Consider the following 24,300-nt stretch of genomic DNA (forward strand, 5'->3'; position numbering starts at 1 on the left):
CGTCCAGAGAAAAACCATCGGGTTGCGAACTGACCGTTTCAGTATTGCGAACAATGCAGTGGGCCTGTCGGCCCGTGAAGGGCTCTATTTCTGCAATGCTCCGTGGGGCCGGCAATACGCTACGCTGCCGAGCTTCCGCTGCTTCCCACGAGCCTGGATAGGTGGATAAAGGTCTTGCGCAACTCCCCGAGTTTGGGGGGTTTGCTGAGAATGCAGTCAATGTGCGGTGGAGTCTCTCCATTGGACATCAGCTTGCGCCCCCAACCGGTCAGGAGAATGACCGGTGTCAACGGTGACATTTGCTTCACGGCTTCGGCGACCCTGCGTCCATCGATATGCGGCATGCCCAGGTCCGTGATGACCATGGCAAACGCTTCCCCCGCTTCTTGTGTTGCGCGAAAAGCGTCGATCCCTGCCTGTCCGCCATTGGCGGTGGTCACGTCATGACCGTCCACCTCCAGGACGTCGCGCAGCGATTTGAGCAGCATGGGATCATCGTCCACGATCAAGAGACGCAGGCGCGGGATGGATACATCGAGTGTTTCAGTCGATGCAAGAGCCGCCGCGACAAAGGGCACCGAAAACACCAGGCGCATGGTTGTCCCCAGCCCCTGTGTGCTGTCGATTTCAATTTCTGCGCTGTGACGCTCCACAACGCCATACACCATCGCCAAGCCAAGTCCAGTGCCCCGCGCGCCCTTGGTGGTGAAAAATGGTTCCAGGCAGCGGCGTCGTGTCGCCTCGTCCATCCCCGTCCCGGTGTCTTCCACCTCAAGATGTACTTGCTCCAGTGGAAGGGATGCGTCTGCTACCCTTTGCACTGCCTTCGTGCGCAATGTCAGCGTGCCGCCATCCGGCATGGCATCAATGGCGTTGAAGAAGAGGTTGATCAATGCTTCGCGGATCTCGCTTTCGATGCCCATGACCACTGGCAAATCCGGCGCAAGCTCGGTCCGCAACTGGATCACAACACCCCGCTGCTGGGGCATGTCGTGCCATCTGGCGCGCGTGAGATCGATCACCTGTTGCAGCAGCAGGTTCAGTTGTACGGGGGTGAGTGTCAGCTGAGGTTCGCGGTGTCGGTAGAACTCTCCCATACGCGTGACCGTCTGTGCTACGTCTTCAATCGAGCGCTGAATGGTTTCAAGATAATTGCGGCCGCGAGCGCTGAGTCCGGGCTCATTGGTCAGCAGCGTCTCGGTATAGAGCGTCACTGGCGAGATGGCGTTGTTGATGTCATGCGCAATGCCGCTGGCCATTTGTCCGAGCGCCCCCAGGCGTTCCTGTTGCATCACAGCCTGCTGGCTCAGGCGCAAATCGTCGTACGCTTGGTGCAGCGTTCCGTAGAGTTGCGTTTGGTGCGCTGCCAGGGCGACATGCTCACTCAGTTGCTGCAAGAATTCGCATTCACCACTGCTGAAGGCATGCGCTGCATGGCGCGCGGTAATCAACACACCGAACACACGGCTTTCCGTCAACAGGGGCGCGACGACCAAAGAACGCAGCTTCCCGCGCGCCAGGCGTTGCGGAAAAGGAAACGCGACCTGACTGATGTCGGGCTCGTACACGAGTTCCCCACGTACACAGCGCGACAAACCATTGGCATCAATGGTCACCTGTTCGTGAGCCGTCATGGCCAGCTCCGTGGCCAATACAGCACTGCGTATCCCCACGCTGGCGATTTCCAGGATGTTGTTGGATGAGTCATGCAGGGACATGCAGGCAAAATCCACGGGAAGCTGGTCCTCCAGGCTATTCACAACCACCTGGAAGATGCTGGGCAGGTCCTGCCGCTCTCCAATCGCGCGAGTGATCTGATGCAGCAAATTAAGGCGTCCCAACTGCGCCTGGAGCTTCTGTTCGCTCAACTTGCGTTCGCTGATATCTCGCACAAATCCGGTGAAGGTGGGGGGGTGTGCAGAGCCGCTACGTGTGATGGACAACTCGGCCGGAAACTCCGTTCCGTCGGCGCGCAGGGCCGTCAGCTCCACACGCTGGCCCAGTATTGGGCCAAGCCCGGTCGCGAGGTAGTGTTCCAGGCCTTGGCGGTGCTGCGCGCGCCACTGTGGCGGGATCAGCAACTCAGCCATGTCCCGGCCAAGCACGTCGCCCTTGGTATGGCCAAAAATGCCTTGGGCTGCAGCATTGAAATCGACAATACGTCCTTCATGGTCGATGGAAACGATGCCGTCCAGGGCCGTGTTGACCACCGCGAGGTTGCGCTCCTGGCTCTCGCGCAAGGCAACCTCGGTGCGTTTGCGTTCGGTGATTTCCGATTGCAGCTGCGCGTTCGACATCACCAATTGATCGCGCGAAACGGTCGTTCCCTTCAGCGTTGACGTCATGGCATCGAATGCGCGTGCCAGGTCGCCAATCTCGTCACGGGAAGTCACATCGAGCCGATAGTCAAGATTGCCTGCACCCACGACCTCAGTGCTGGCGCGCAGCCTTTCAAGAGGTCGTGTCACGCTTCTGAGCACGAGAAGGAGCGTCATCATGATGACCAGTAAAACTGCTCCACCGAATGCCGCCACGGCCACACTGGCGCGCTGCTGGGCTTTGAGAACGCCCTCCCGGCTTCGCACGGACAGACGCAAGGCATCTGAGATCATGGCTTGCGTCTGGTTGATGATCTGCCCGGTGAGCCGGGAGTCCAACTCCTCCAGCACCTCGCTGGCTTGTGGGGCGGCCTTGCGCTCCTGCTGGTTGGCAACAAGCTGGTCGAACAAGGTGTCGACAACCGCGTGGGTGCGCCTGAATTCTTCCAAGATGGCAAGTTCTTCGGCGTCGCTGAATTCCGGTATGGGGGTCAGCAGCTTCAGCAGCGACGCTTGGCTCAAGCGCCGCTGCACCCTTGCGCGCTCTTCATGGCGCAGCACGTACTCCAGCGTCAGGTGTCTGACTGCGGTGACAGCGTTGAGAATTTCGCCGGCCGCCTCGTTTTTGGCGAGCTCCTTTTTGACCTGCTGCGTCGTGGTCCACAACACGGCGCTGATGACGATTACCACGGCGGCGGAGAACAGTCCCGCAAGTTTGAGTCGGGTTGCGATTTTCACGCTGGCATTCCTAGTGGATGACCGTCACTGCGCGTGGCATCACCGCGAGCAGCCCGTCTAGGTGGATGTTGTTCAGGTAATTCGGCATCTCTTTTTTGTCACCGACCAATCCATTCTTAATCGCCCACCGCGCCTCGTCCTCCAATGTCAGTAGCAGGCTCTGGTCCAGCACAACCCGAAAGCGATACAGCGCCCAGGGCTCTTTCAGTTCCTCCGCGCTGAATTTCATGAACCGCCCCGTCATTTCTCGGGCCTGCTCGGGTGCATCCTGGCAAAACCGCCCACCCTGGATCAGCGCGCGCAGGACTTTCTTGACAGCTTCCTGGTTGTTCTCCACGTAGTCGTGTGTTCCGCTCACGCTGGAGGTTGCCTCGTAGATGCCTGTGGCGGAAAAGGCTGTGCTATTGGTGCCCAGGGCCTTTTTCATCGCGCTGATGTGCGGTTCCCACGTTGCGGCAGCATCGATGTCCCCCCGGGCCAGTGCGGGCGCGATGTCTTCCGGCTTGAGGTCAACTGCCGTCACGTCGCTGGGCGATAGCTTTTGCCGGTTGAGAAACGCATCCAGTACGAAATGTCCGGACGTGCCCAGCGATACACCGATGCGTTTGCCTCGCAAGCTGGCTGGCGTAGTGATGCCCCGGTCCTTGCGCCCCACGACTTCATAGTCGGATTCCGATGCAAAGATCGTGGCAATCACGGCAATCGGCTGCTGGCGCATGCCAGCGAACATGATGGGGATGTCGGCCGATACACCGAGGCTGGCTTTGTCCTCCAAAACCGCGTCCAGCGCGGCCTTGCCGCTGGTGTGCGGCTGGATTGTGACGTTCAGGCCTTCGGCACCGAAGTAGCCATTCTCGTGCGCAGCCAGTATCGGGCACGAGCCCGCATAGAAGGTGTTGGCGGCAATGGTCACCTGCTCAAGGGGCCTGGGATCTTGCGATGAGGTACGGGTGCCCCATACCACGGTCCCCGCCACTGCCATGGCCAGAACAAGCAGGCCTGCTGCGATGCGAACAGACCCGTTTCCCTCTTTTGATGCCGTCGCTCGTTTCATCTTGAACCTCTCTGGCACTGCGCCCAGGCTTCTGCTGCAGGCCCCGGTACACGGCATTTGTCCCGCAGGTCAGTGCATGCCCAATGATTGTGCGTATTCCGGAGGCCAAGGCAAGGCGCAATTGACAGCGGATCAACCACCCAACACGTTGTGCGCGGAGCCGAATGGACAGGCCCAGCGTTTGAAACTACCATTGAACACAGAAATAATTGACAGAGACCTCTTGTGGATTGGGTGTCGTTACCACACAGGACAGGGACTTTGCGTTCTTCTGAGGGAACAAGGCATGCAACTGCGTCAGTTTCTCCGCGTCGGCTGTTGGGCCCCTTGGTCGGGATGTCCCCATTTTTTTGTGACCTGAGTTCGCATCAAGCACATGCCTATGCAAGCCCCGCGCCTTTTGATCGTGGACGACGAAGTGATGCAGATGACAGCGCTGTGTGACACGCTGACACCCCAGGGCTATGAAACCGTCGGCTTCACGTCTGCCAAAGCGGCACTCCTGGCGCTACGGGAACAACGGTACGAATTGTTATTGACCGACTTGACCATGCCGGAGATGGACGGCATTGAGTTGTTGCGCGCTGCGTTGGATATAGATCCACAGATGGTGGGGGTCGTCATGACGGGCGATGGCACTATTTCTTCGGCGATTCAGGCCATGAAAGTTGGTGCCTTCGACTACATACTCAAACCTTTCCGGCTGAGCGCCATTCTTCCGGTGATTGCGCGTGCCTTGGAGGTCCACAGTTTGCGCCAGGAAAATGCGGTGCTGGAGCTGCAGTTGCAGGAGCATATGGCGGCGTTAGAGGCACGCAACAAGGAGCTGGCCTCAGCCAATAGCGAGCTTGAGGCATTTGCCAGCTCCGTCTCACACGATTTGCGCGCACCTTTGCGCATCATTTCCCAGTTTGCCCAGATCCTTGAAACCGACTTTGGGTCCGAAATGCCTGCAGAGGCCCGCGAGATGTTGGGCCGCATTGGACTGGGGACGCAGCGCATGCACCAGCTTGTTGCCGATTTGCTGCGCTTGTCCAAACTGGGGCGCCAGACATTGATCAAGCGTCGCGTCGATCTGGACAGTCTTGTGCATGCGCTGATTGATGAGTTGCGCCCGGACTACGCGCGTGATGGCATCGGCATCCATGTTGGCCCGCTGAACCACTGCACCGCGGATCCTGCGCTGCTTCAGCAGGTGATGACCAATCTTCTGTCGAATGCGTTCAAGTTTACGCGGGGTCGCGATCAAGCCCGGGTGGAAATCGGGCGCCTTCCGCAGCAAGAAGAGGCAGCCTATTTTGTACGCGACAACGGTGTAGGTTTTGACATGGCCCATGCTGGCAAGCTGTTCGCTCCCTTCCAGCGGCTGCACCGTGCGGAGGACTATGAGGGTACGGGCGTCGGCCTGTCGATTGCGCAGCGGATAGTGGAGCGCCACGGCGGTCGTATCTGGGCCGAGGCAGAGGAGGGTAAGGGCGCCACGTTTTTCTTTACCCTTTCCTCCGAGGATGACCCTATGAGGTCGAAGGCTGCAGCTGCGGGCGAGTCGGGTCGAGTCGCCGACTGATGCCAGGGCATACGCTACTCCGTGACCTGCCCGGGCGCGTATGAGGGTGTCCAAGGACTCTTGCTATCCTGCGATCTCGCTTTGACTGAGGCAGTACCTACTTCGAGAGCAAGGCTGGAATTGGGACAACCGAGCAAGCGGGCGTGCGGCGCCAGCAATCCATAGGGACGAAAAAAAAGCCCTGCCTTTCAAGACAGAGCTTTGTTTTGTGTGGGACTTTGTGTTGAACGGATTTTGAAGTCGTTCCTAAGTCATGGGTGGCTTTGTGTGCCAAATGGCGGAGAGGGCGGGATTCGAACCCGCGGTGGGGATTAGCCCACACACGCTTTCCAGGCGTGCGACTTAAACCGCTCATCCACCTCTCCGAAGCCCGCTATTCTAGCAGTGCTTTTGGGCGTTTTCTGCGCCCGACTGATGTATCGGTTGTTTTTAGTGGGCGGGTCGGGCCGCGAGTGGTGCTGATTCTGTGGCGGAGTCGATCTTTTGCGCGTCGTCGCTCCACTCGATGCGGTTGCGTCCGGTGTGCTTGCCCCGGTACAGCGCTGCATCGGCTTGTTGCATGGCGCGGTCTAGTTCCTGCGGGCCAGCGAAACCCGCCGAGATTCCGATGGTCACGGTGCAGCGGATGGGGCCGCCTGGGGCGGCGGCGGTCACCACTTCGCTGTTCTCGATGGCCGTTCGCGCGCGGCTCGCAAGGCGCAGTGCGCCCTCGGCGTCGGTGTCCGGGCAAATAACAACGAACTCTTCGCCACCCAGGCGGCACGCGAGGTCGCCCTGGCGGGCGGTGTCCCTCAGCACGTCGGCCACATGGCACAGAACGGTGTCGCCGATTTGGTGACCGTATGTGTCATTGATGCGTTTGAAATGATCGATGTCCACGATCAGCAGGTGCGCAGGGCCTGCAGTGCGTGAGCGGAAATATGCATCCAACCCGTCGAGCATGCCGCGACGGTTCACCAGCCGCGTCAGCGGGTCGTGGGCCGCCATGGCGCGCAGTTCGTCGGTGAGCCTGCGCAGCACCAGCCAGATGATGGACGGACGGTGCCAGCACGGTCGCCAGAAAGGACATATAGAGATAGAACACGGTCTGGAAACGGCTGTTCATGTCCAGTGCCTCCAGTCCGTCCTTGAGAACCATCACGAACTTCATGGCGTTGAGGGCAAAGATGCCGCCGATCAGGACTGCGAACAGCACCATTTCCGCCCGCAGATCCCTGGCAAAAGTGTGCGCGCCCTGGATCACGGTGGCGGTCATGGCGAGAAAGAGCAGGGCAGAGGCGCCCGCCAGCATGGCGTAGCGGACCTCTGTTCCCAGCGTCCATTGCACCACTATCTGCGCAGCGGCGTAGGCAAGGGCCAGTGTGAGGAGAGGGCGCCACAGCGGGGCCGCTCGACCGAAGAACCGCATGGCACCTACCGCGTAGACTGCCGGCGCACACAGGGTGAGCGTATGGTTGACCACGCTCATCGCGTTCCACCCCGGGGGGCCGCCCACCAGCTGCAACACGTAGGCTGAGCCCAGCAAGAAGTTGCCGATGGCGAAAACTTCCATGCCCATCTTCTTACCATGCAGGCGCGTGCTGATCAGCAGGAACATGGCGCTAAAGCACAGCAAATGCACGCACAGCATGCTGACGATGAGGGTGGCACCCCATGGGTACTTGCACGTGAAGGTGTCTCGGTGGGAAAGCGAAATGGCACTTCATCCTAGCCGACACCATGCCGGCCTTACACCGTGGCACGCCTTCGCTGTTTGCTCAGCAAAGGGGTTGTGGAACGACCGGCAGCGTGGACGAACACCCATTCCTGGAATCAAAAAACCGGCACCGGGCGCTGGCGGCTTGTGCCTTGCAGCGTGCTCGGTTCGCCGGTTCGCCGGTTCACTGGGACCAGGGCCGATGGCGTCGGTCTGCCGTGTGATTTCAGTTGCGTGGAGTGCCGGTGGTTTGCACCATTTTCATCGCCGAGCCGATCAGTGCCGACACCTCGGTCATGTTGCTCGGCACGATGAGCGTGGTGGTCGAGTCCGCTGCCACCTGGCTGTACGCCTCCACGGCCTTTTCCGCGACCTTGAGCTGTACGGCCTGTTCGCCGCCGGGCTGGCGGATGGCGGCGGCCACGCGCTCGATGGCCTGGGCATTGGCTTCAGCCACGGCCTTGATGGATTCGGCCTCGCCCTGGGCCTTGTTGATGACGGCCTGCTTTTCACCTTCGGAGCGGGCAATGAAGGCTTCGCGTTCGCCGGTGGCGATGTTGATCTGTTCCTGGCGGCGGCCTTCGGAGGCGGCAATCAGCGCGCGTTTTTCGCGTTCTGCCGTGATCTGGGCCTGCATGGCATGCAGGATTTCCTTGGGTGGTGTCAGGTCCTTGATTTCATAGCGCAGCACCTTCACGCCCCAGTTCAGGGCTGCTTCGTCAATGGCTTGAACGACCTGGGCGTTGATGATGTCCCGCTCTTCAAAGGTCTTGTCCAGTTCCAGCTTGCCGATGACCGAGCGCAACGAGGTCTGCGCCAACTGCGTCACGGCCACGATGTAGTTGCTGGAGCCATAGCTTGCGCGCATCGGGTCGGTCACCTGGAAATACAGGATGCCGTCCACTTGCAATTGTGTGTTGTCGCGGGTGATGCAGACCTGGCTGGGCACGTCGAGCGGGATTTCTTTCAGGCTGTGTTTGTAGGCAACCTTGTCCACAAAGGGCACCAGAAAGTTCAGCCCCGGCGTGAGTGTGCCTGCGTACTTGCCCAGGCGTTCTTTGACCCAGGCGTTCTGCTGGGGCACAACCTTGACGGAGCGTGCGATGAAGATCACGGCAATGATGAGAATGACGACGGCAATTTCCATGAGAAACCTCTCTTTTCGTTGTTGATCTGTGAAGGTGAAGCGGCCGCGGCCTTTTTAGAGCGGATCTACCAGCAGGCGATTGCCCACCAGTTCCGCAACCCGGTGCATGCCTGTGGAGGGGGTGACGCCGGGGCGGTGGATGGCTGTCCAGGTGGCACCCCGATATTTCACTGTAGTGGTGCCGTCCGCGTTCCAGCCCTCAATGAGGATGGTTTCGCCCACGTCCATGTTGACGCTGCGGTCAGCGCGGGCGGAGGGATCGCCGGGACGCTTTTTCTTGAGGTAGTACCAGCCCACCACCGCTCCTCCTCCCACGACGGCCGCTGCCACAACCTGAACAGTAGTGGGCAGGCCCAGATGGGCGGCCAGGGCTGCAGCCACCAGGCCGATGGCTACCATCAGCAAATAGAACGTACCGGTGAGCAGCTCTACAACGACCACAGCCCCTGCTGCCAGCCACCAGATGGTGGGTTCCTCCATAGCCAACTCCTTGTTGTGGTTGTGTTTAGTGCACCACATTCTGGGTCAAAAGGGTTGCAGTTCAAAGGCGCGTCAACGTTATTCCTTACACTTCGCGCCTATTTCGTTTTTTGGCCGGGCAGGGCACGGTTGCACGGAGGCTGCGCATGAAGTTTCGCTTTCCCATCATCATCATCGATGAAGACTATCGTTCCGAGAACACTTCGGGGCTCGGTATTCGCGCGCTGGCGCAGGCCATCGAGGCCGAAGGGTTCGAGGTGGTCGGGGTCACCAGCTATGGTGATCTGTCGCAGTTCGCGCAGCAGCAAAGCCGCGCCAGTGCGTTCATTTTGTCCATCGACGATGAGGAATTCTCGGAGGGCGAAGGCCTCGATCCGATCGTTCTGAGCCTGCGCAACTTCATCGGCGAGGTGCGCCGCAAGAACACGGAGGTGCCGATCTACGTGCACGGCGAGACCAAGACCAGCCGCCACCTGCCCAACGATATCCTGCGCGAACTGCACGGCTTCATCCACATGTTCGAGGACACCCCCGAATTCGTGGCGCGCCACATCATCCGCGAGGCCAAGAGCTATCTGGAGGGCGTACAGCCGCCGTTCTTCAAGGCGCTGCTCGACTACGCCGAAGACGGCTCGTACAGCTGGCACTGCCCCGGCCACTCGGGCGGCGTCGCCTTCCTCAAGAGCCCCGTGGGCCAGATGTACCACCAGTTCTACGGCGAGAACATGCTGCGCGCCGATGTGTGCAACGCGGTGGAAGAATTGGGCCAGCTGCTGGACCACAACGGCGCCATTGGCGAGAGCGAGCGCAATGCCGCGCGCATCTTCAATGCCGACCACTGCTTCTTCGTGACCAACGGCACGTCCACGTCCAACAAGATGGTGTGGCACCACACCGTGGCCCCCGGCGATGTGGTGGTGGTGGACCGCAACTGCCACAAGTCCATCCTGCACAGCATCATCATGACCGGGGCCATCCCCGTGTTCATGAAGCCCACGCGCAACCACTTCGGCATCATCGGGCCCATCCCGCAAAGCGAGTTCGAGCCAGCCGCCATCCAGGCCAAGATCAAGGCCAACCCGCTGCTCAAGGGCGTGGACGCCAAGAAGGTCAAGCCGCGCGTGCTCACCCTCACGCAGTCCACCTACGACGGCGTGCTGTACAACACCGAGACCATCAAGGGCATGCTCGATGGCTACGTGGAGAACCTGCACTTCGACGAGGCCTGGTTGCCGCACGCGGCCTTCCATCCGTTCTACGGCACCTACCATGCCATGGGCAAGAAGCGCACGCGCCCCAAGCATTCGGTGACGTATGCCACGCAGTCCATCCACAAGCTGTTGGCCGGCATCAGCCAGGCCAGCCATGTGCTGGTGCAGGACTCGCAGACCACCAAGCTCGATCGCCACCTCTTCAACGAGGCCTACCTGATGCACACCAGCACCAGCCCGCAGTACAGCATCATCGCCAGCTGCGACGTGGCGGCCGCGATGATGGAGCCGCCCGGGGGGACCGCGCTGGTGGAAGAGAGCATCCTGGAGGCACTCGACTTCCGTCGCGCCATGCGCCAGATTGAAGACGACTTCGGCAAGAAGGACTGGTGGTTCAAGGTCTGGGGCCCCGAGAAGCTGGTGGACGAAGGTATCGGCCGCGCGGAGGACTGGATCATCCGCAGCGACAGCAAGAGCAAGAAAGCCGGCGCCAAGTGGCACGGCTTCGGCCAACTGGCCGATGGCTTCAACATGCTGGACCCGATCAAGTCGACCATCGTCACGCCGGGCCTGAACCTGGACGGCAAGTTCGACAAGACCGGCATCCCCGCGTCCATCGTCACCAAGTACCTCGCCGAGCACGGCGTGGTGGTGGAGAAGACGGGCCTGTACAGTTTCTTTGTGATGTTCACCATCGGCATCACCAAGGGCCGCTGGAACACGCTGCTCACCGCGCTGCAGCAGTTCAAGGACGACTACGAGAAGAATCAGCCCATGTGGCGCATCCTTCCGGAGTTCTGTCAGCAGCACAAGCGCTATGAGCGCATGGGCCTGCAGGACCTTTGCCAGCACGTGCACGAGATGTACGCCAAGTACGACATTGCGCGCCTGACCACCGAGATGTACCTATCGGACCTCACGCCCGCCATGAAGCCTTCGGATGCGTACGCGCACATCGCGCACCGCCAGACCGAGCGCGTGGAGATCGACCAGCTCGAAGGCCGCATCACCGTGGGCCTGGTCACGCCGTACCCCCCGGGCATTCCGCTCCTGATTCCGGGCGAAGTGTTCAACAAGAAGATCGTGGACTACCTCAAGTTCGCCCGCGAATTCGCCAAACTGTGCCCGGGCTTTGAGACCGATATCCACGGCCTGGTGGAGGTGGAGGATGAAAACGGCCAGGTGCGCTACTACGCGGACTGCGTGGCCGACACAACCGCCAAGACAGGCAAGAACACCAAGCCGCTGGCCACCGCCAAGAACCTGGTACAGGTGGGCGACGAAGGACCTTACGGCCGCAACGTGTGAGTGCGGTTTGACGCCGTGGTGATCGGCTGGTGGGGTCGTTCACCCGGCCCAAGATCGTGAACGTGTCCTAAAAATCGCTCCCCGGCACCGCCGGGGAGCGATTTTTTAGTTTGGAGGGTTTGAATCCGCTGAACAAGTACCCCCGTATTGCCTGTTAGCCGCGTGATTTTCAGGCGGTGTCAGTCCCTACATCACTTTCAGGAGATTCTCATGACCCACCGATTCAACACCCGTATGGCCACCATTGCATTGGCCGCTGCCATGGCTGCAGCCGCTGTGCCTGCCATGGCGCAGGTCATGGTGGGTGGCGCGCCCATGCTCGCCAGCAAAGACATCATCGACAATGCAGTGAACTCCAAGGACCACACCACGCTGGTGGCTGCCGTGAAGGCCGCAGGCCTGGTCGAAACGCTGAAGGGCACCGGTCCCTTCACCGTGTTTGCGCCCACCAATGCCGCCTTTGCCGCTTTGCCCGCTGGTACCGTGGACACCCTGCTCAAGCCCGAGAACAAGCCGACGCTGACCAAGGTGCTTACCTACCACGTGGTTGCAGGTAAGTACGATGCCGCAGCGCTTTCCAAGATGATCGCCGACGGCAAGGGCATGGCCAGCTTCAAGACAGTGGCGGGCGGCACACTCACCGCCAAGGCCAGTGGCTCCAGCATCATGGTCAGCGATGAAAAGGGTGGCATGGCCAGCGTGACCATTGCCGATGTGTACCAGTCCAACGGCGTGATTCACGTTGTGGACAAGGTACTGCTGCCCAACTGACCACATTGACGAAAGCGCTGAAAAGCGCCTGCCCGTTGTGGAAGGGCGGGTTGCCTGGCTTGGCGCTCGATCAGCGTGCAGCAGGCATGTCTTCCCGCACACGCACAAAACTCGCGAAACGCGGCAGGCCGCCGTCGTGTGTTCCGCGAAACCGGTAGGTAACCCAGCTGCCCACCGGCGGAGGGGCAGCCCGTTGCGCATCGCTGAAGCCCGCGCCCAACCGAAAGCGCTGACCCGAGGGCATTTCCACCAGCAGGGCTCCCATGCGCCCTGCGTGGCGACCCTTGCCCGGCAGGTGGGCAACGACGCGGGCTTCCGTGTCATCGTGGGTCTTGACCTTCACCAGATCATCGCTGCGGCCAGACTGGTAGCGCGAGCTGCCCCGGTGCAGCATCAGGCCTTCGCCGCCCGCCCGCACCGTACGTTGCAACAGGGCCTGCAGGGCCGCATCGTTTTCGATGCGCTTTTGGGGCACCGCCTGGACCCAAGGCTGGTTGATCTGCATCACCAAGGCGTTGAGCGACCGCAGTCGCTCGTCAAACGTGTCGCCGTGCCGGGGCAGGTCAAACACCATGAAGCGCATCTGCCGCCAGGCCAGGTCGTTGGGCTGCTGCTGGCGCGTGGTGGACTGCGCGTGCGCAAAACGCCCGCGCCCAGCCCACAGTTCGCCATCCATGGGGGTGCTGGGCCAGCTGGCGGTGAACCACGCGGGGGCCACTACCGTTTCACCACCCCGGGTGCGCAGCGTGTGGCCGTCCCAGTAGCCACGCACGCCGTCGTACTTTTCGCTGACCCAATAGTCCGCCAACGCCATTCCCGGCCGGTACACATTGGCCAGCAGCAGAGCCGGAGCATCTGCTGCATGGCCAGGACGTGTGGAAAGTGCGGGGAGGGCTGCGAACGCCAGCCAGGCCAGGTAGCTTCTGCGTTGCATTTGCTATTTAATTGATAGCTTATTGCGCTTTTGTATCAAGCGCTGGAGCCTGTTTTGACTCAAATTTCGAGGCGAAATCAGACTTGGTCTGCGCTCAGGCCTGCCGTCTGGCTGAAGCCGCCGTCCACGTAGGTGATCTCGGCGGTCATGCCCGAGGCCAGGTCCGACAGCAGGAAGGCCGCCACATTGCCCACGTCCTCGATTGTCACGTTGCGGCGCAGGGGCGAGGCATCGGCCACGCGGCTGAGCAGCTTGCCAAAGTCCTTGATGCCGCTGGCAGCCAGCGTCTTGATGGGGCCCGCGCTGATGCCGTTGGCGCGGATGCTGCGGCCGTCTTCGGTGCGGCCGACGGCTTCGGCCAGATAGCGCACCGATGCTTCCAGACTGGCCTTGGCCAGGCCCATGGTGTTGTAGTTGGGAATGGTGCGCAGCGCGCCCAGGTACGACAGCGTGAGCAGCGACGACTTGTCGTTCAGGTAGGGCAGGGCGGCCTTGGCCATGGCCGGGAAGCTGTAGGCGCTGATGTCGTGCGCAATGCGGAAACCTTCGCGCGACAGGCCTTCGAGGAAATTGCCGGCAATCGCCTCACGGGGCGCAAATCCAATGCTGTGCACAAAACCATCAAATTTGGGCCACACCTGGGCCAGGTCGGCAAACATGCGATCGATCTGCTCGTCGCTGCCCACATCGCAATCAAAGATCAGCTTGGAGTCGAACTCGGCGGCAAAGTCGGTGATGCGGTCCTTGAAGCGCTCGCCCACGTAGCTGAAAGCCAGCTCGGCACCCTGCGCATGGCAGGCCTTGGCGATGCCGTAGGCGATGGAGCGGTTGGACAACACACCCGTGATGAGCAGCTTCTTGCCGGTCAGAAAACCCATGTTCAATCTCCTTTTGGAATGGCGAAATGTCGGCGGGCGGCCTGGTGCATGTGGATATGCGCGATCTGCAGCGAGGCCCGGCGAACGTAGTGCAGAATTGTCGCATGCGGTTTTGGCTGACTTTTTTGCTGATGGGGTGTGCGGTTCCGGCGTGGGCTGCGCATGGGTATGCCCTGTGGGGCGAGCCGCGTTATCCCTCCGGGTTTGCGCACTTTGCCTATGTGAACCCTGATGCGCCCAAAGGCGGCGAGCTGCGTCTGGTCAGCAACCTGCGGGTGTCCACCTTTGACAAATACAACCCGTTCACCATCAAAGGCAACGCACCAGCGTACTTGTCGTCGCTGATGTTCGATTCACTGCTTGCCGGTTCGATGGACGAAACCGCCACCGGCTATGGCCTGCTGGCCGAAGATGTAGAAGTTGCCCCCGATGGTTTGTCCGCCACCTTCCGCCTGCGGCCCGAGGCGCGTTTTCACAACGGCAAGCCGGTGCTGGCGCAGGATGTGAAGCACAGCTACGACACGCTGGTCGGCCCCTTCACATCCCCCGCCTACAAGACGCTGCTGATCGAGGTGGCAGGCGTGGACGTGATCAACGACCGCACCGTGCGTTACCGCTTCAAGCTGCCCAATCGCGAGTTGCCCCTTACCGTAGGTGGCCTGCCGGTGTTCAGCCGCGACTGGGGCGTCGAGAACGGCAAGGCCAAGCCGTTTGACCAGGTGGTGATGGATATTCCCATCGGCAGTGGCCCCTACAAAATCGGCCCGGTGCGTTTTGGCAAGGACATCACCTATGTGCGCGACCCGCAATACTGGGCGCGCGACCTGAACGTGCGCAAGGGCACGGCCAATTTCGACAACATCCTTGTCAAGATCTACAAGGACAACACCGCGCGGCTGGAGGCCCTCAAGGCGGGCGAGTTTGACCTCATGCGGTTTTTCAGCGCGGGCGACTGGGCCCGACGTGTTACGGGCAAGAAGTTCGATACGGGTGAACTCGTCAAGGGCGAGTTTGTGCACAAGCTCCCCTCGGGTTTTCAGAGCTATGTGCTCAACACCCGCCGGCCTTTGCTGCAGGATGCGCGCGTGCGCGAGGCCCTGGGCCTGGCCATGGACTACGAGTGGATGAACCGCCAGATGTTCTATGGCGCTTACCAGCGGGTGAACGGCCTGTTTGGCAACACGGCGTGCGAAACCAAGCGCAGTCCCTCGCCCGAGGAGCTTGCGCTGATGGAGCCCTACCGCAAGGACATTCCGGCTGCAGCGTTTGGCCCGATGACGGTGCCCCCGCGCACGGATGGCGATTCCTCACTGCGGGCCAACCTGCGGCGGGCGCAGGCTTTGCTCAAGGAAGCGGGCTGGGAGGTGCGCGACGGTGCCCTGCGCAACGCCAAGGGCGAGGCCATGGTGCTCGAATACATGGACAGCAATGAAGGCGGCGTGCGCACTATCACCCCCTGGATGCGCAATCTCGAAAAGATTGGTGTCACCTTGCGATTTCGGTCAGTGGACTTTGCGCTGTACCAGCAGCGCCTGCAGAAGTTCGACTTCGACATTACCTCGATTGCCTACCAGGGCACCAACAACCCGGGCCAGGAGTTTGCCGACATGTTTGGCAGCCAGGCGGCCGACGTGGAGGATTCCGGCAACTTTGCGGGCGTCAAGAATCCGGCGGTGGACGCGATGATCAAGGCCATGACCTCCGCCAAGACCGAGGCGCAACTGCTTCCCGCCTGCCACGCCCTGGAGCGCATCATTGCGCACAGCCACTACCTCATTCCGCAGTGGACGGCGGGCACACACCGCATGGCCTATAACGCATGGCGTTTGGCCAAACCCGATGTGGTGCCGCCGTATTCGAGCGGTGAAGGTTGGGTTATCGACACGTGGTGGGTAAAAACGAACAACACGAAATAGGTATTTTTTAATTCTTTAGAGCGGTTGCTGTAAGGCAATGGAAAAACAGAGAATTTAGAATAATTTAACCCCGTTAACTATAAAAATAACGTATTTTCTATTTGGAGAGAAAAATGGAGTTGATTGCGGAGACAAGATCTATAAATGAAATATTTTCTCAAAATAGGAAGTATGTCGTTCCGCGTTTTCAGCGCGAATATTCGTGGACGCTAGAGCAGGTAACAGAGTTGTGGGACGATATTACTGATCAGATCTCCCTGGATTCTGAGGGGTCCGTGACTCATGATGAATATTTTATTGGGTGTGTCGTTTTTGTTGGGGAGGATTCACGGCCTGAGCACCTGATCGTCGATGGACAACAACGTTTGATAACGCTGACGCTTCTTGTAAAGGCGATTGTAGACAGATTAAAAGAATTGGGCGATATGTCCGCAGCTAAGGCAACTTACCATAACATGATCGAGGGTGTTGACAACGACGGGGGTAAGTATTTTAAGTTGATAAACGAGAGTCCAAGGCCATATTTTCAAAATGAAATTCAAGCATTTGATCTTTCTGGAATCAATCGACCTGAGACGGAAGAGGAAAAGAGGCTTAAGGGAACTTTGGATTTTTTTAAAGGTCGTTTAGACAATTATCGTATAGGCACACACCGTGAGGCGGATGCTGCAAAAATAGTTAGAAATCAAGTATTGAATTTTTTAAAGGTTATACAAGTCACGGCGAAGAGTGAAGACGAGGCGTACACTATATTTGAAACCTTGAATGCACGAGGACTTAGCCTTACTTCTGTAGATTTGATAAAAAATTGGATATTTAAAAATTATGATCAGACTCATCCCATTGATAATGCCAAAGAAATTTGGGGTGTTTTGAGAAAGCGAGTGTCAAGTTTTTCGACGCCAGAAATTTTCTTTCGCCACTATTGGAATTCTAAGTATGCTTTTGCTTCGGATGGAAGAATATATAAAAGCTTCAAAAAACTACACAAGCGGGGTTTCATCGCTCCAGCAAAAGATTTTTTACTGGAAATTGATGCTGCTTCGAAGATGTACGAAAAAATCGGTGCTCCCAAGGATGGCGATTGGCCAATTCAAAAAGAGAGATTGGTAAAATATTGTTTTGAGTCGTTGAATTATTACCGCGTCACTCAGCCGCGCCCTTTTCTTTTGGCTCTGTTGGAGTATAGAACTAATGGAGTAATTGGGCAAACTGATTTTATTCGTATGGTGGAGAATATAGAAAGATTTCATTTTATTTTTTCTAACTTGTGCAAAGAGCGCGCATCGGGATTGGAGAGTAAATACTCGCGTGCCGCCAAAAGTTTATATGCTTCAGGCTCCAACAAAAGTGCTGCGAAATCTATACTTAATGATCTGACTATATATCTGGCTAATAAGCGTCCAGACGAGGAAAGTATTAGAAATTCTCTCAGTCTAGTTTCTTTTTCGTCATCGGCAGGACTCGATAGAAAAGTCATTCAGACCGTTTTTGTGAAGTCGGAGAGATATCTTCAAAAAACAAGTGAACTTAATGTCGCATCAATGTCAATTGAGCACATCAGGGAAAAGTCAAGTCGAGCGACTTGGGTTGATTTGATAGGCAACCTTATTCCTTTGGATGAAAGCATAAATAATGGTATTCCTGGCAATCTATCGTTTTCGGAAAAGAAGCAGTTTTATGGTAGGTCTCAATTTAGGCTCGTTGATGATTTCTTGAGTCTTAATCCGCAAAGCAGTTGGGAGAAAGAGGATATGGAGCGCTGGATGGCGCGGTTGGTTGAGTTGACAGATAAGTCGAACGCAATTCGCTGACTCTTAACATGTTCGCCTACATCCTCAAACGCGTGTTGCTGATGCTGCCCACCCTGCTGGGCGTGCTGCTGCTGACCTTTGTGGTGATCCAGTTCGTGCCAGGCGGCCCGGTGGAGCAGTACATGGCCGAGGCCAAGGCCGGTGTGGGCGGTGGCGGCGCCGAGGGGGGTGGCCTGAGCTACCGGGGCGCGCAGGGCGTTGACCCTAAACGGCTGGAGCAGATCAAGGCGCTGTACGGCTTTGACAAACCTGCCCATGAGCGCTTCCTGCAGATGCTGGGACAGTTCGCGAGGTTTGATCTGGGCAAGAGCTTTTTCCAGAACAAGGACGTGTGGCAACTGGTGAAGGAGAAACTGCCGGTTTCCATCAGCCTGGGCATATGGACTTTTTTCATCAGCTACCTCGTCGCCGTGCCATTGGGCGTGGCCAAGGCGGTGCGTGCCGGTTCACGGTTTGACCTGGTGACCACGCTGCTCATCCTGGTGGGCTACGCCATCCCGGGCTTTGTGCTGGGCGTGGCGCTGCTGGTCATTTTTGGTGGGCAATTGCAATGGTTTCCATTGCGCGGTCTCACGTCGGCCAGCTGGGATGAGATGTCGTGGGGCGCGCGCATCGTGGACTATCTGTGGCACATCACGCTGCCTGTGACGGCCATGGTGCTGGGCAGTTTTGCCGTGACGGCAATGTTGACCAAGAACGCCTTTCTGGAAGAGATCCGCAAACAATATGTACTCACGGCCCGCGCCAAGGGGCTCAGCGAGCGGCAGGTGCTGTGGAAGCATGTGTTCCGCAATGCACTCATTCCCATCGTCACCGGGTTTCCGGCGGCCTTCATCGGCGCATTCTTTGCGGGCTCTCTGCTCATCGAGACCCTGTTCTCGCTCGACGGCCTGGGCCTGCTCAGTTATGAGAGCGTGATCCGCCGCGACTACCCGGTGGTGCTGGGCACGCTGTATCTTTTCACGCTGATCGGGCTGGTTACCAAGCTGGTCAGCGACCTTTGTTATGTGTGGGTCGACCCGCGCGTGAAGTTTGACTAGCCCGAACGAACCCATGGCCCTGATGAGTTCTGCTTCCGCATCGCCTTCGCTTTCTCCCTCGCGCCGTGCCTGGCTGCGCTTCAAGCGCAACCGCCTGGGTTACTGGAGCCTGCTGATCTTCTGCGCCCTGGTGCTGGTCAGCCTGTGTGCCGAGCTGGTCAGCAACGACAAGCCCCTCGTCGTGCGCTACGAAGGGAAGACCTACTTCCCCATGCTGAAGGACTACCCCGAAAAGACGTTTGGCGGGGACTTCGAGACCCCCACCGACTACCTCGATCCCTTCATCAAGGATCGCCTGAGTGCGGGCAGCAATTGGGCGCTGTATACCTTGAACCCCTACGGCCCCAACACGCTCAACTACTTTGCCAAGGCGCCTAACCCGTCTGCGCCCACGGCCGACAACTGGCTGGGAACGGACGACAGGGGGCGTGACCTGCTGGCGCAGTTGCTCTACGGCTTTCGCGTGAGCGTGCTGTTTGGCCTGGCGCTCACCGTCACCGGCGTGCTGCTGGGAATGCTCACCGGCGCCATCCAGGGTTTTTTTGGGGGCAAGACGGACCTGGCCTTCCAGCGCTTCATCGAGATCTGGGGCTCCATGCCCGAGCTGTACCTGCTCATCATCTTCAGCGCCGTGTTTGCACCCAGCATCGCGCTGCTGCTCATCCTGCTCTCGCTGTTTGGCTGGATGGGGCTGTCGGACTATGTGCGTGCCGAGTTTCTGCGCAATCGCCAGCTCGATTACGTGAAGGCCGCGCGGGCCCTGGGCGTAGGCAATGCTCAGATCATCTGGCGCCACATCCTGCCCAACAGCCTGACGCCCGTGGTCACCTTTTTGCCGTTTCGCATGAGTGGCGCCATCCTGGCACTGACCTCGCTCGACTTCCTGGGCCTGGGTGTGCCACCGGGCACTCCGTCGCTGGGTGAGCTGCTGAACCAGGGCAAGAACAGCATTGATGCGTGGTGGATTTCGCTGTCCACCTTTGCGGTGCTGGTCACCACCTTGTTGCTGCTGACCTTCATGGGCGACGCGCTGCGCGATGCCCTGGACCCCCGAAAGGCCGACCAGTGACCCCTTCGGCCATGACCCCTTTGTTGCAGGTTCAAGACCTCCACGTTCGCTTTGGCGCCAAAGAGGTGGTGCGGGGTGTCAATTTCAGCATTGCAGCGGGCGAAAAACTGGCGCTGGTGGGTGAGTCCGGCTCGGGCAAAACCATCACGGCGCTGAGCCTGCTGCGGCTGGCGGGCGATGCTGTCATCACCGGCCAGGCGCTGCTGCAGGGGCGCGGAGACCTGCTGGCGCTGACCGAACGCGAGATGCGCGGCGTGCGTGGTGGCGACATCGCCATGGTGTTCCAGGAGCCCATGACCGCGCTCAACCCGCTGATGACCATTGGCCTGCAGATCGCCGAAATCCTGCAGCTCAAAAAAGGCCTGACCGGCGCCCAGTGCGCGCAGGCCGCCGTCGAGCTGCTGGCCCAGACCGGCATCCCCGAGCCTGCGCGCCGTGCCAACAGCTTCCCGCACCAACTCTCAGGCGGCCAGCGCCAGCGCGCGATGATCGCCATGGCCCTGGCCAGCGCCCCGAAGCTGCTGCTGGCCGACGAACCCACCACCGCGCTGGATGTGACCTTGCGTGGCCAGATCCTCGACCTGCTCAGCGACCTGCAGCGTCAGAACGGCATGGCAGTGCTGCTGATCACGCATGACCTGAACCTGGTACGCCGCTTTGCCGACCGCGTGGCCGTGATGGAACAGGGCGTGCTGGTGGAGCAGGGCCCCGTGGCCGAGGTATTCGGCGCCCCCCAGCATGCCTACACCCGGCGCCTCATCGCCAGCCAGCCCCGCCGCGATGTGGTCGAGGTCGACCCGCCCGCAGGCACCGCCCCGGTCGTGAAGACGCAGGACCTGCGCGTGGTGTACCCCACGCCGCTGCCCGGTGTGCGAGGGTGGTTCAAGAAGGGCGAGTTTGTGGCCGTGCAGGGCGCCGCGCTGCAGTTGCTGCCAGGCCAGACGCTAGGTGTGGTGGGGGAGTCCGGCTCGGGAAAATCCACGCTGGCCCAAGCCATCCTGGGCCTATTGCCTTACGCAGGCGAATTGCAGGTGGGTGGGCAGGCATGGCAGCAGCCCGCCATGCGCAATACACCGGCCAACCAGCAGCTGCGCCGCCGGGTGCAGGTGGTGTTTCAAGACCCGTTCTCATCGCTGTCTCCGCGCCTCACGGTGGAGGAGATCGTGGGCGAGGGCCTCAAGGTGCACGAACCCACACTGACCGTGGCCCAGCGCCGCGCCCGCGTCGAGGCGGCCCTGGAAGAGGTGGGGCTTGCCGAAGCACAGTACCCGCGCCTGCTCGAGCGCTACCCGCATGAATTTTCTGGCGGCCAGCGCCAGCGCCTGGCCATCGCCCGGGCGCTCATCGTGCAACCCCAGGTGCTGGTGCTGGACGAGCCCACCAGCGCCCTGGACGTGACCATCCAGCAGCAGGTGCTGGGCCTGCTGCAGCGCCTGCAAAAAGAGAAGGGTCTGAGCTACCTGCTCATCACCCACGACGTGGATGTGATCCGTGCCATGGCGCACGACGTGGTGGTGATGAAGGACGGTGCCCTGCTCGAAAGCGGCAGCGTGACAGACGTGCTGGATGCGCCGCAGCATCCGTACACCCAGCGGCTGGTGGCGGCGGCCACGGTGCCGGTTTTGGACTGATGAATATTGATGAAAATAGCCGCTAGCGCTTGTTGATAAAGCACAGTGTGCTATTGAAAATATAGCATTCTCGAAATGGCCGGGTCGTACCTTCTCAGGTCATCACGGCCCGCCTGGCATGTTGTTCGCTGGCAGGGGGTGTCCACAGAATCCTGCGCACGTCCATACCCAGCGTCTGCGCCCGCTCCATGAGGTGCTCGCGCACGTGTCCGGGCAGGGTGGGGGCGCGTGACAACACCCACAGGTAGTCCTTGCTCGAGCCCACCACCATGGCCCACTGGTAGTTTTCATCGAGCGCCACCACGTTGTAGCCGCCGTAAAAAGGCCCGAAGAACGACACCTTGAGTGCAGCGCGCGTGGGATCGTCCACAAAGCGGGCCGTGCCCTCGGCTTCCTTCCACACCTTGCGCACCGGGTCATAGCCACGGTTGACCACCTTGATCGTGCCGTCGGCATTGCGGCTGTAGGTGGCGCTGGTCTGGGTCAGGCGGCGCTCAAAGGAGTTTTCGATGCGTGCCACTTCGTGCCAGTGCCCTGCGTAGCGGTCCACGTCAAACTCCGTCACGGGCTGGATGCCCTCGGGCGTGCGCGGTGTGGAGCAGGCAGTCAGTGCCAGCGCGGCCATCAAGGCGGCTGCGCCGACCACCAGGGGCCATGGTGAGGGGCGGCGTGGCTGGGCATGAATGCGCATGGGGTGCTCCTGCGGTGTTGTGGGCGTGTGGCTGGCGAGGGCCGCACCGGTTGGGGTGGCGCAGAGGCTCGTTTATCGATGGGTCTGACTTTAGGCAGGGTGCCGTACAGGGCCTGTAGGAGCGCGCTGTCAGCGCTTGTCAGAGCCCGGCAGCAAGGGGCGGCGCCCCCATTTGCGGATGTGCAGGTGTGTGGATGGGCGAGCGCGTAGAGTGCAGCAACGGTTTTGCCGATTGTGCGAACGCCCGACCCGCTTTGGAGAAAACCCATGACTGCCCCTGCCCATCACCCCGCGCACCCCGCGCACCCCGTCGCACTTTCTGCAGAGGGGCCCTTGCCGACCGACCACCTGCGCTTTCATCGGCGCCATGCGCATCTGGCGCCCACGTTCGGGACGGACCGGTTCGCGCTGCGGGCGGAGGCCTTTGCGCGCTTCTTTGGCACGCCCCTGTTTCTGGGGGCGCAGACGCTGATCGTGGCCACCTGGATATTCATCAACGTACTGGGCATCGCCAAGTTCGACCTCTATCCGTTCATCCTGCTCAACTTGGCGTTCAGCCTGCAGGCGGCCTATGCCGCCCCGCTTATCCTGCTGGCCCAGACGCGGCAGGCTGCGCGGGACAAAAGCCATGCGGAAGCCGATGCGCAGCACCGCGAAGCGCTGGCCATTGCCAATGAGCAGCGCCAGTCCATCGCCGCCCAGAGCGCGGCACAGGTGCTGGAGTTGCTTCAGCAGAACACCCTGCTCACCGAGCAGACCCGCGAACTCACGGCACGCATCGAGGCGTTGACGGTAGAGATTCACCAGCGTTTTGTTGCCCCACCGGTAAAGCCGTAAAAAAATGCACGAGCCCACACGGGCCTGCGCTGACCGCCATCGCTCGCCCGCACCGCCGCTGTTTGAAGAATCGGAGCCACCATGACCTCACCCCGGCCCGCGCCCTTTGCGTCCCACAGTCCGTCATCATCGCTGTTGCCCCAAGTCGCCGAGCCCCGTTTTGATATCTCTGCCCTGTACCGGCAGGCGCACGGGCTGGCTGCACCCGGTCAATGTGTCACCGCCTTGCACATGGGCGCCGAACACACCCTGTTGGCAACGGGAATCGACCCAACAACGCCGTCCGTGGTGCTGACACTCGCCCTGGGCAGCCAGAAGACCGCGCGTGATTTTTTCCGCAGCACGCTACCCACCCCGCTGGAACTGGAGACTGCCATCGCCTGGGTGGAAGACGAGGTCTATGCGGCACACACGCGCCACCGCCAATGGGTACCCGAAGGGGTGGTGGTGATTCCATGTTCCACAGACCCCGCCCTGCACGAGATCGCCACCCTGGCGGGCGTTGCCGAAGCACCCACCCGGGTTTTGCCCCTGGAGGCCATGGAGCGTTTGTTCAACCGCCTTGCTGCCGTGGCCCAAGGCCGGCCTCCTGCACACGAGGGGTTGCCCGCGAGCCCCACCTTGGCCGCCACGCTGCTGGTCCTGCGCGAGTTGATGCACCACATGCCTTTTGCCGCCATCACGCTGACACCCACTGCGAGCGGGGCGGGATTCTCTACGGCTTGAAGTGCCTGCAGCGCTTTTTTGTAAAGCGCTGATTGCTATCCATAAGATAGCATTCTTCCGAGACGTGCACCCACCGACCCGATTCCCACGGGTCGCCGTGCTCACGCAAAAGTGTCGACGGTGTCACCCAGGCCAGGTGTGCGACGGCCTGCAGATGCGGGTGCCGCTTTCGTGCTCGGGTCCCTGGTCGCCTGGGCCTGCTGTTGTCTGGCGGCCTGCTCCTGCTGGCTTTGCCGTGCAATGGCAGCAATCTGTTGCTGCACCATCTGGATCTGCGCCTGCAGCAGCTTGATCTTTTCCTGCTTGGCCTTGGCCTCGATGTCCTGTCCGGCTACGCCCCGCAGTTCGTCGGTCAGCTCACGCAGCTGCTTCTGAAGCTTCGCGATGTTGCTGCTGGCCGCCCCGCGGGAGGCAGCATTGGTGGAGTTGGCGCCGGAGATTTGCATCCCCTTGTTATCGGCACGGAATGGGCCA

At 60.2% G+C, this 24,300-nt stretch carries 18 protein-coding genes, 1 tRNA gene and 1 pseudogene; 10 read left to right on the top strand and 10 right to left on the bottom strand.

Annotated elements, in window-relative coordinates; all coding sequences use genetic code 11:
- Positions 1 to 119: 119 nt before the first annotated feature.
- Positions 120 to 3,056, bottom strand: a complete 2,937-nt coding sequence (locus ASE52_RS02705; protein WP_057223609.1) for a PAS domain S-box protein — start codon at positions 3,054 to 3,056, stop codon at positions 120 to 122.
- Positions 3,057 to 3,066: 10 nt separating this feature from the next.
- A complete protein-coding gene (locus tag ASE52_RS02710) occupies positions 3,067 to 4,110 on the bottom strand; it encodes an NrtA/SsuA/CpmA family ABC transporter substrate-binding protein (protein WP_241776903.1) in 1,044 nt (347 codons plus the stop codon).
- A 382-nt stretch (positions 4,111 to 4,492) separates the two neighbouring features.
- Here ASE52_RS02710 and ASE52_RS02715 point away from each other — a divergent pair, with 382 nt between their 5' ends.
- The gene (locus ASE52_RS02715; RefSeq protein WP_057223613.1) at positions 4,493 to 5,677 is read left to right on the top strand and encodes an ATP-binding protein; all 1,185 of its coding nucleotides are present in this window, start codon (positions 4,493 to 4,495) and stop codon (positions 5,675 to 5,677) included.
- Between the two features lie 275 nt (positions 5,678 to 5,952).
- Here ASE52_RS02715 and ASE52_RS02720 read toward each other — a convergent pair.
- From ASE52_RS02720 to ASE52_RS02735, 4 genes and pseudogenes are all read right to left on the bottom strand, one after another.
- A tRNA-Ser gene (locus tag ASE52_RS02720) sits at positions 5,953 to 6,042 on the bottom strand.
- A 64-nt stretch (positions 6,043 to 6,106) separates the two neighbouring features.
- A pseudogene (locus ASE52_RS02725) lies at positions 6,107 to 7,307 on the bottom strand (GGDEF domain-containing protein).
- 292 nt (positions 7,308 to 7,599) lie between these two features.
- Positions 7,600 to 8,520 (bottom strand): stomatin-like protein, encoded by a 921-nt coding sequence (locus tag ASE52_RS02730; protein ID WP_057223615.1) that lies wholly within the window; start codon positions 8,518 to 8,520, stop codon positions 7,600 to 7,602.
- Between the two features lie 54 nt (positions 8,521 to 8,574).
- Positions 8,575 to 9,000, bottom strand: a complete 426-nt coding sequence (locus ASE52_RS02735; protein WP_198928053.1) for an NfeD family protein — start codon at positions 8,998 to 9,000, stop codon at positions 8,575 to 8,577.
- Between the two features lie 146 nt (positions 9,001 to 9,146).
- On the opposite strand from ASE52_RS02735, the gene ASE52_RS02740 reads away from it, so the two are divergent.
- Together ASE52_RS02740 and ASE52_RS02745 are read left to right on the top strand one after the other, a co-directional pair.
- Positions 9,147 to 11,519 carry an arginine/lysine/ornithine decarboxylase gene (locus ASE52_RS02740; protein WP_057223617.1) on the top strand — a complete coding sequence of 791 codons (2,373 nt, stop codon included), beginning with the start codon at positions 9,147 to 9,149 and terminating at the stop codon, positions 11,517 to 11,519.
- Between the two features lie 210 nt (positions 11,520 to 11,729).
- Entirely contained in the window at positions 11,730 to 12,290 is a 561-nt protein-coding gene (locus tag ASE52_RS02745; protein ID WP_010461019.1) for a fasciclin domain-containing protein, read from the top strand.
- A 70-nt stretch (positions 12,291 to 12,360) separates the two neighbouring features.
- On the opposite strand, the gene ASE52_RS02750 is transcribed toward ASE52_RS02745, so the two are convergent.
- Both ASE52_RS02750 and fabI read right to left on the bottom strand, forming a co-directional pair.
- Entirely contained in the window at positions 12,361 to 13,224 is an 864-nt protein-coding gene (locus tag ASE52_RS02750) for a DNA ligase (RefSeq protein WP_057223619.1), read from the bottom strand.
- A 77-nt stretch (positions 13,225 to 13,301) separates the two neighbouring features.
- A complete protein-coding gene (gene fabI / locus ASE52_RS02755; protein WP_010461023.1) occupies positions 13,302 to 14,102 on the bottom strand; it encodes an enoyl-ACP reductase FabI in 801 nt (266 codons plus the stop codon).
- Positions 14,103 to 14,206: 104 nt separating this feature from the next.
- Between fabI and ASE52_RS02760 the strand changes: the two genes are divergently transcribed.
- The 5 genes from ASE52_RS02760 to ASE52_RS02775 all read left to right on the top strand — a co-directional run bounded on the left by ASE52_RS02760 (position 14,207) and on the right by ASE52_RS02775 (position 21,572).
- Positions 14,207 to 16,018, top strand: a complete 1,812-nt coding sequence (locus ASE52_RS02760) for an extracellular solute-binding protein (RefSeq protein WP_057225125.1) — start codon at positions 14,207 to 14,209, stop codon at positions 16,016 to 16,018.
- 113 nt (positions 16,019 to 16,131) lie between these two features.
- Positions 16,132 to 17,832 carry a DUF262 domain-containing protein gene (locus tag ASE52_RS24895; RefSeq protein ID WP_082606739.1) on the top strand — a complete coding sequence of 567 codons (1,701 nt, stop codon included), beginning with the start codon at positions 16,132 to 16,134 and terminating at the stop codon, positions 17,830 to 17,832.
- Positions 17,833 to 17,840: 8 nt separating this feature from the next.
- On the top strand, positions 17,841 to 18,872 hold the full coding sequence (locus ASE52_RS02765) for an ABC transporter permease subunit (RefSeq protein ID WP_057223622.1): 1,032 nt from the start codon (positions 17,841 to 17,843) through the stop codon (positions 18,870 to 18,872).
- Between the two features lie 22 nt (positions 18,873 to 18,894).
- Positions 18,895 to 19,941: an ABC transporter permease gene (locus tag ASE52_RS02770; RefSeq protein ID WP_057225127.1), complete on the top strand. Its 1,047-nt coding sequence runs from the start codon at positions 18,895 to 18,897 to the stop codon at positions 19,939 to 19,941.
- A gap of 11 nt (positions 19,942 to 19,952) precedes the next feature.
- Positions 19,953 to 21,572, top strand: coding sequence for a dipeptide ABC transporter ATP-binding protein (locus ASE52_RS02775; protein WP_057223624.1), 1,620 nt, complete (start codon positions 19,953 to 19,955; stop codon positions 21,570 to 21,572).
- 94 nt (positions 21,573 to 21,666) lie between these two features.
- Here the strand turns inward: ASE52_RS02775 and ASE52_RS02780 are convergent, their stop codons facing one another.
- Positions 21,667 to 22,263, bottom strand: a complete 597-nt coding sequence (locus ASE52_RS02780; protein WP_057223626.1) for a lipocalin family protein — start codon at positions 22,261 to 22,263, stop codon at positions 21,667 to 21,669.
- A 267-nt stretch (positions 22,264 to 22,530) separates the two neighbouring features.
- Between ASE52_RS02780 and ASE52_RS02785 the strand changes: the two genes are divergently transcribed.
- Both ASE52_RS02785 and ASE52_RS02790 read left to right on the top strand, forming a co-directional pair.
- The gene (locus tag ASE52_RS02785; protein WP_057223628.1) at positions 22,531 to 23,100 is read left to right on the top strand and encodes a DUF1003 domain-containing protein; all 570 of its coding nucleotides are present in this window, start codon (positions 22,531 to 22,533) and stop codon (positions 23,098 to 23,100) included.
- Positions 23,101 to 23,181: 81 nt separating this feature from the next.
- The gene (locus ASE52_RS02790; protein ID WP_057223631.1) at positions 23,182 to 23,826 is read left to right on the top strand and encodes a hypothetical protein; all 645 of its coding nucleotides are present in this window, start codon (positions 23,182 to 23,184) and stop codon (positions 23,824 to 23,826) included.
- A 101-nt stretch (positions 23,827 to 23,927) separates the two neighbouring features.
- Here the strand turns inward: ASE52_RS02790 and ASE52_RS02795 are convergent, their stop codons facing one another.
- A complete protein-coding gene (locus ASE52_RS02795; protein WP_057223633.1) occupies positions 23,928 to 24,272 on the bottom strand; it encodes a FlxA-like family protein in 345 nt (114 codons plus the stop codon).
- Between the last annotated feature and the right edge of the window lie 28 nt (positions 24,273 to 24,300).

The organism is Acidovorax sp. Root275, from assembly GCF_001428965.1.
In the GTDB taxonomy this organism is placed as follows: Bacteria; Pseudomonadota; Gammaproteobacteria; order Burkholderiales; family Burkholderiaceae_C; genus Acidovorax; species Acidovorax radicis.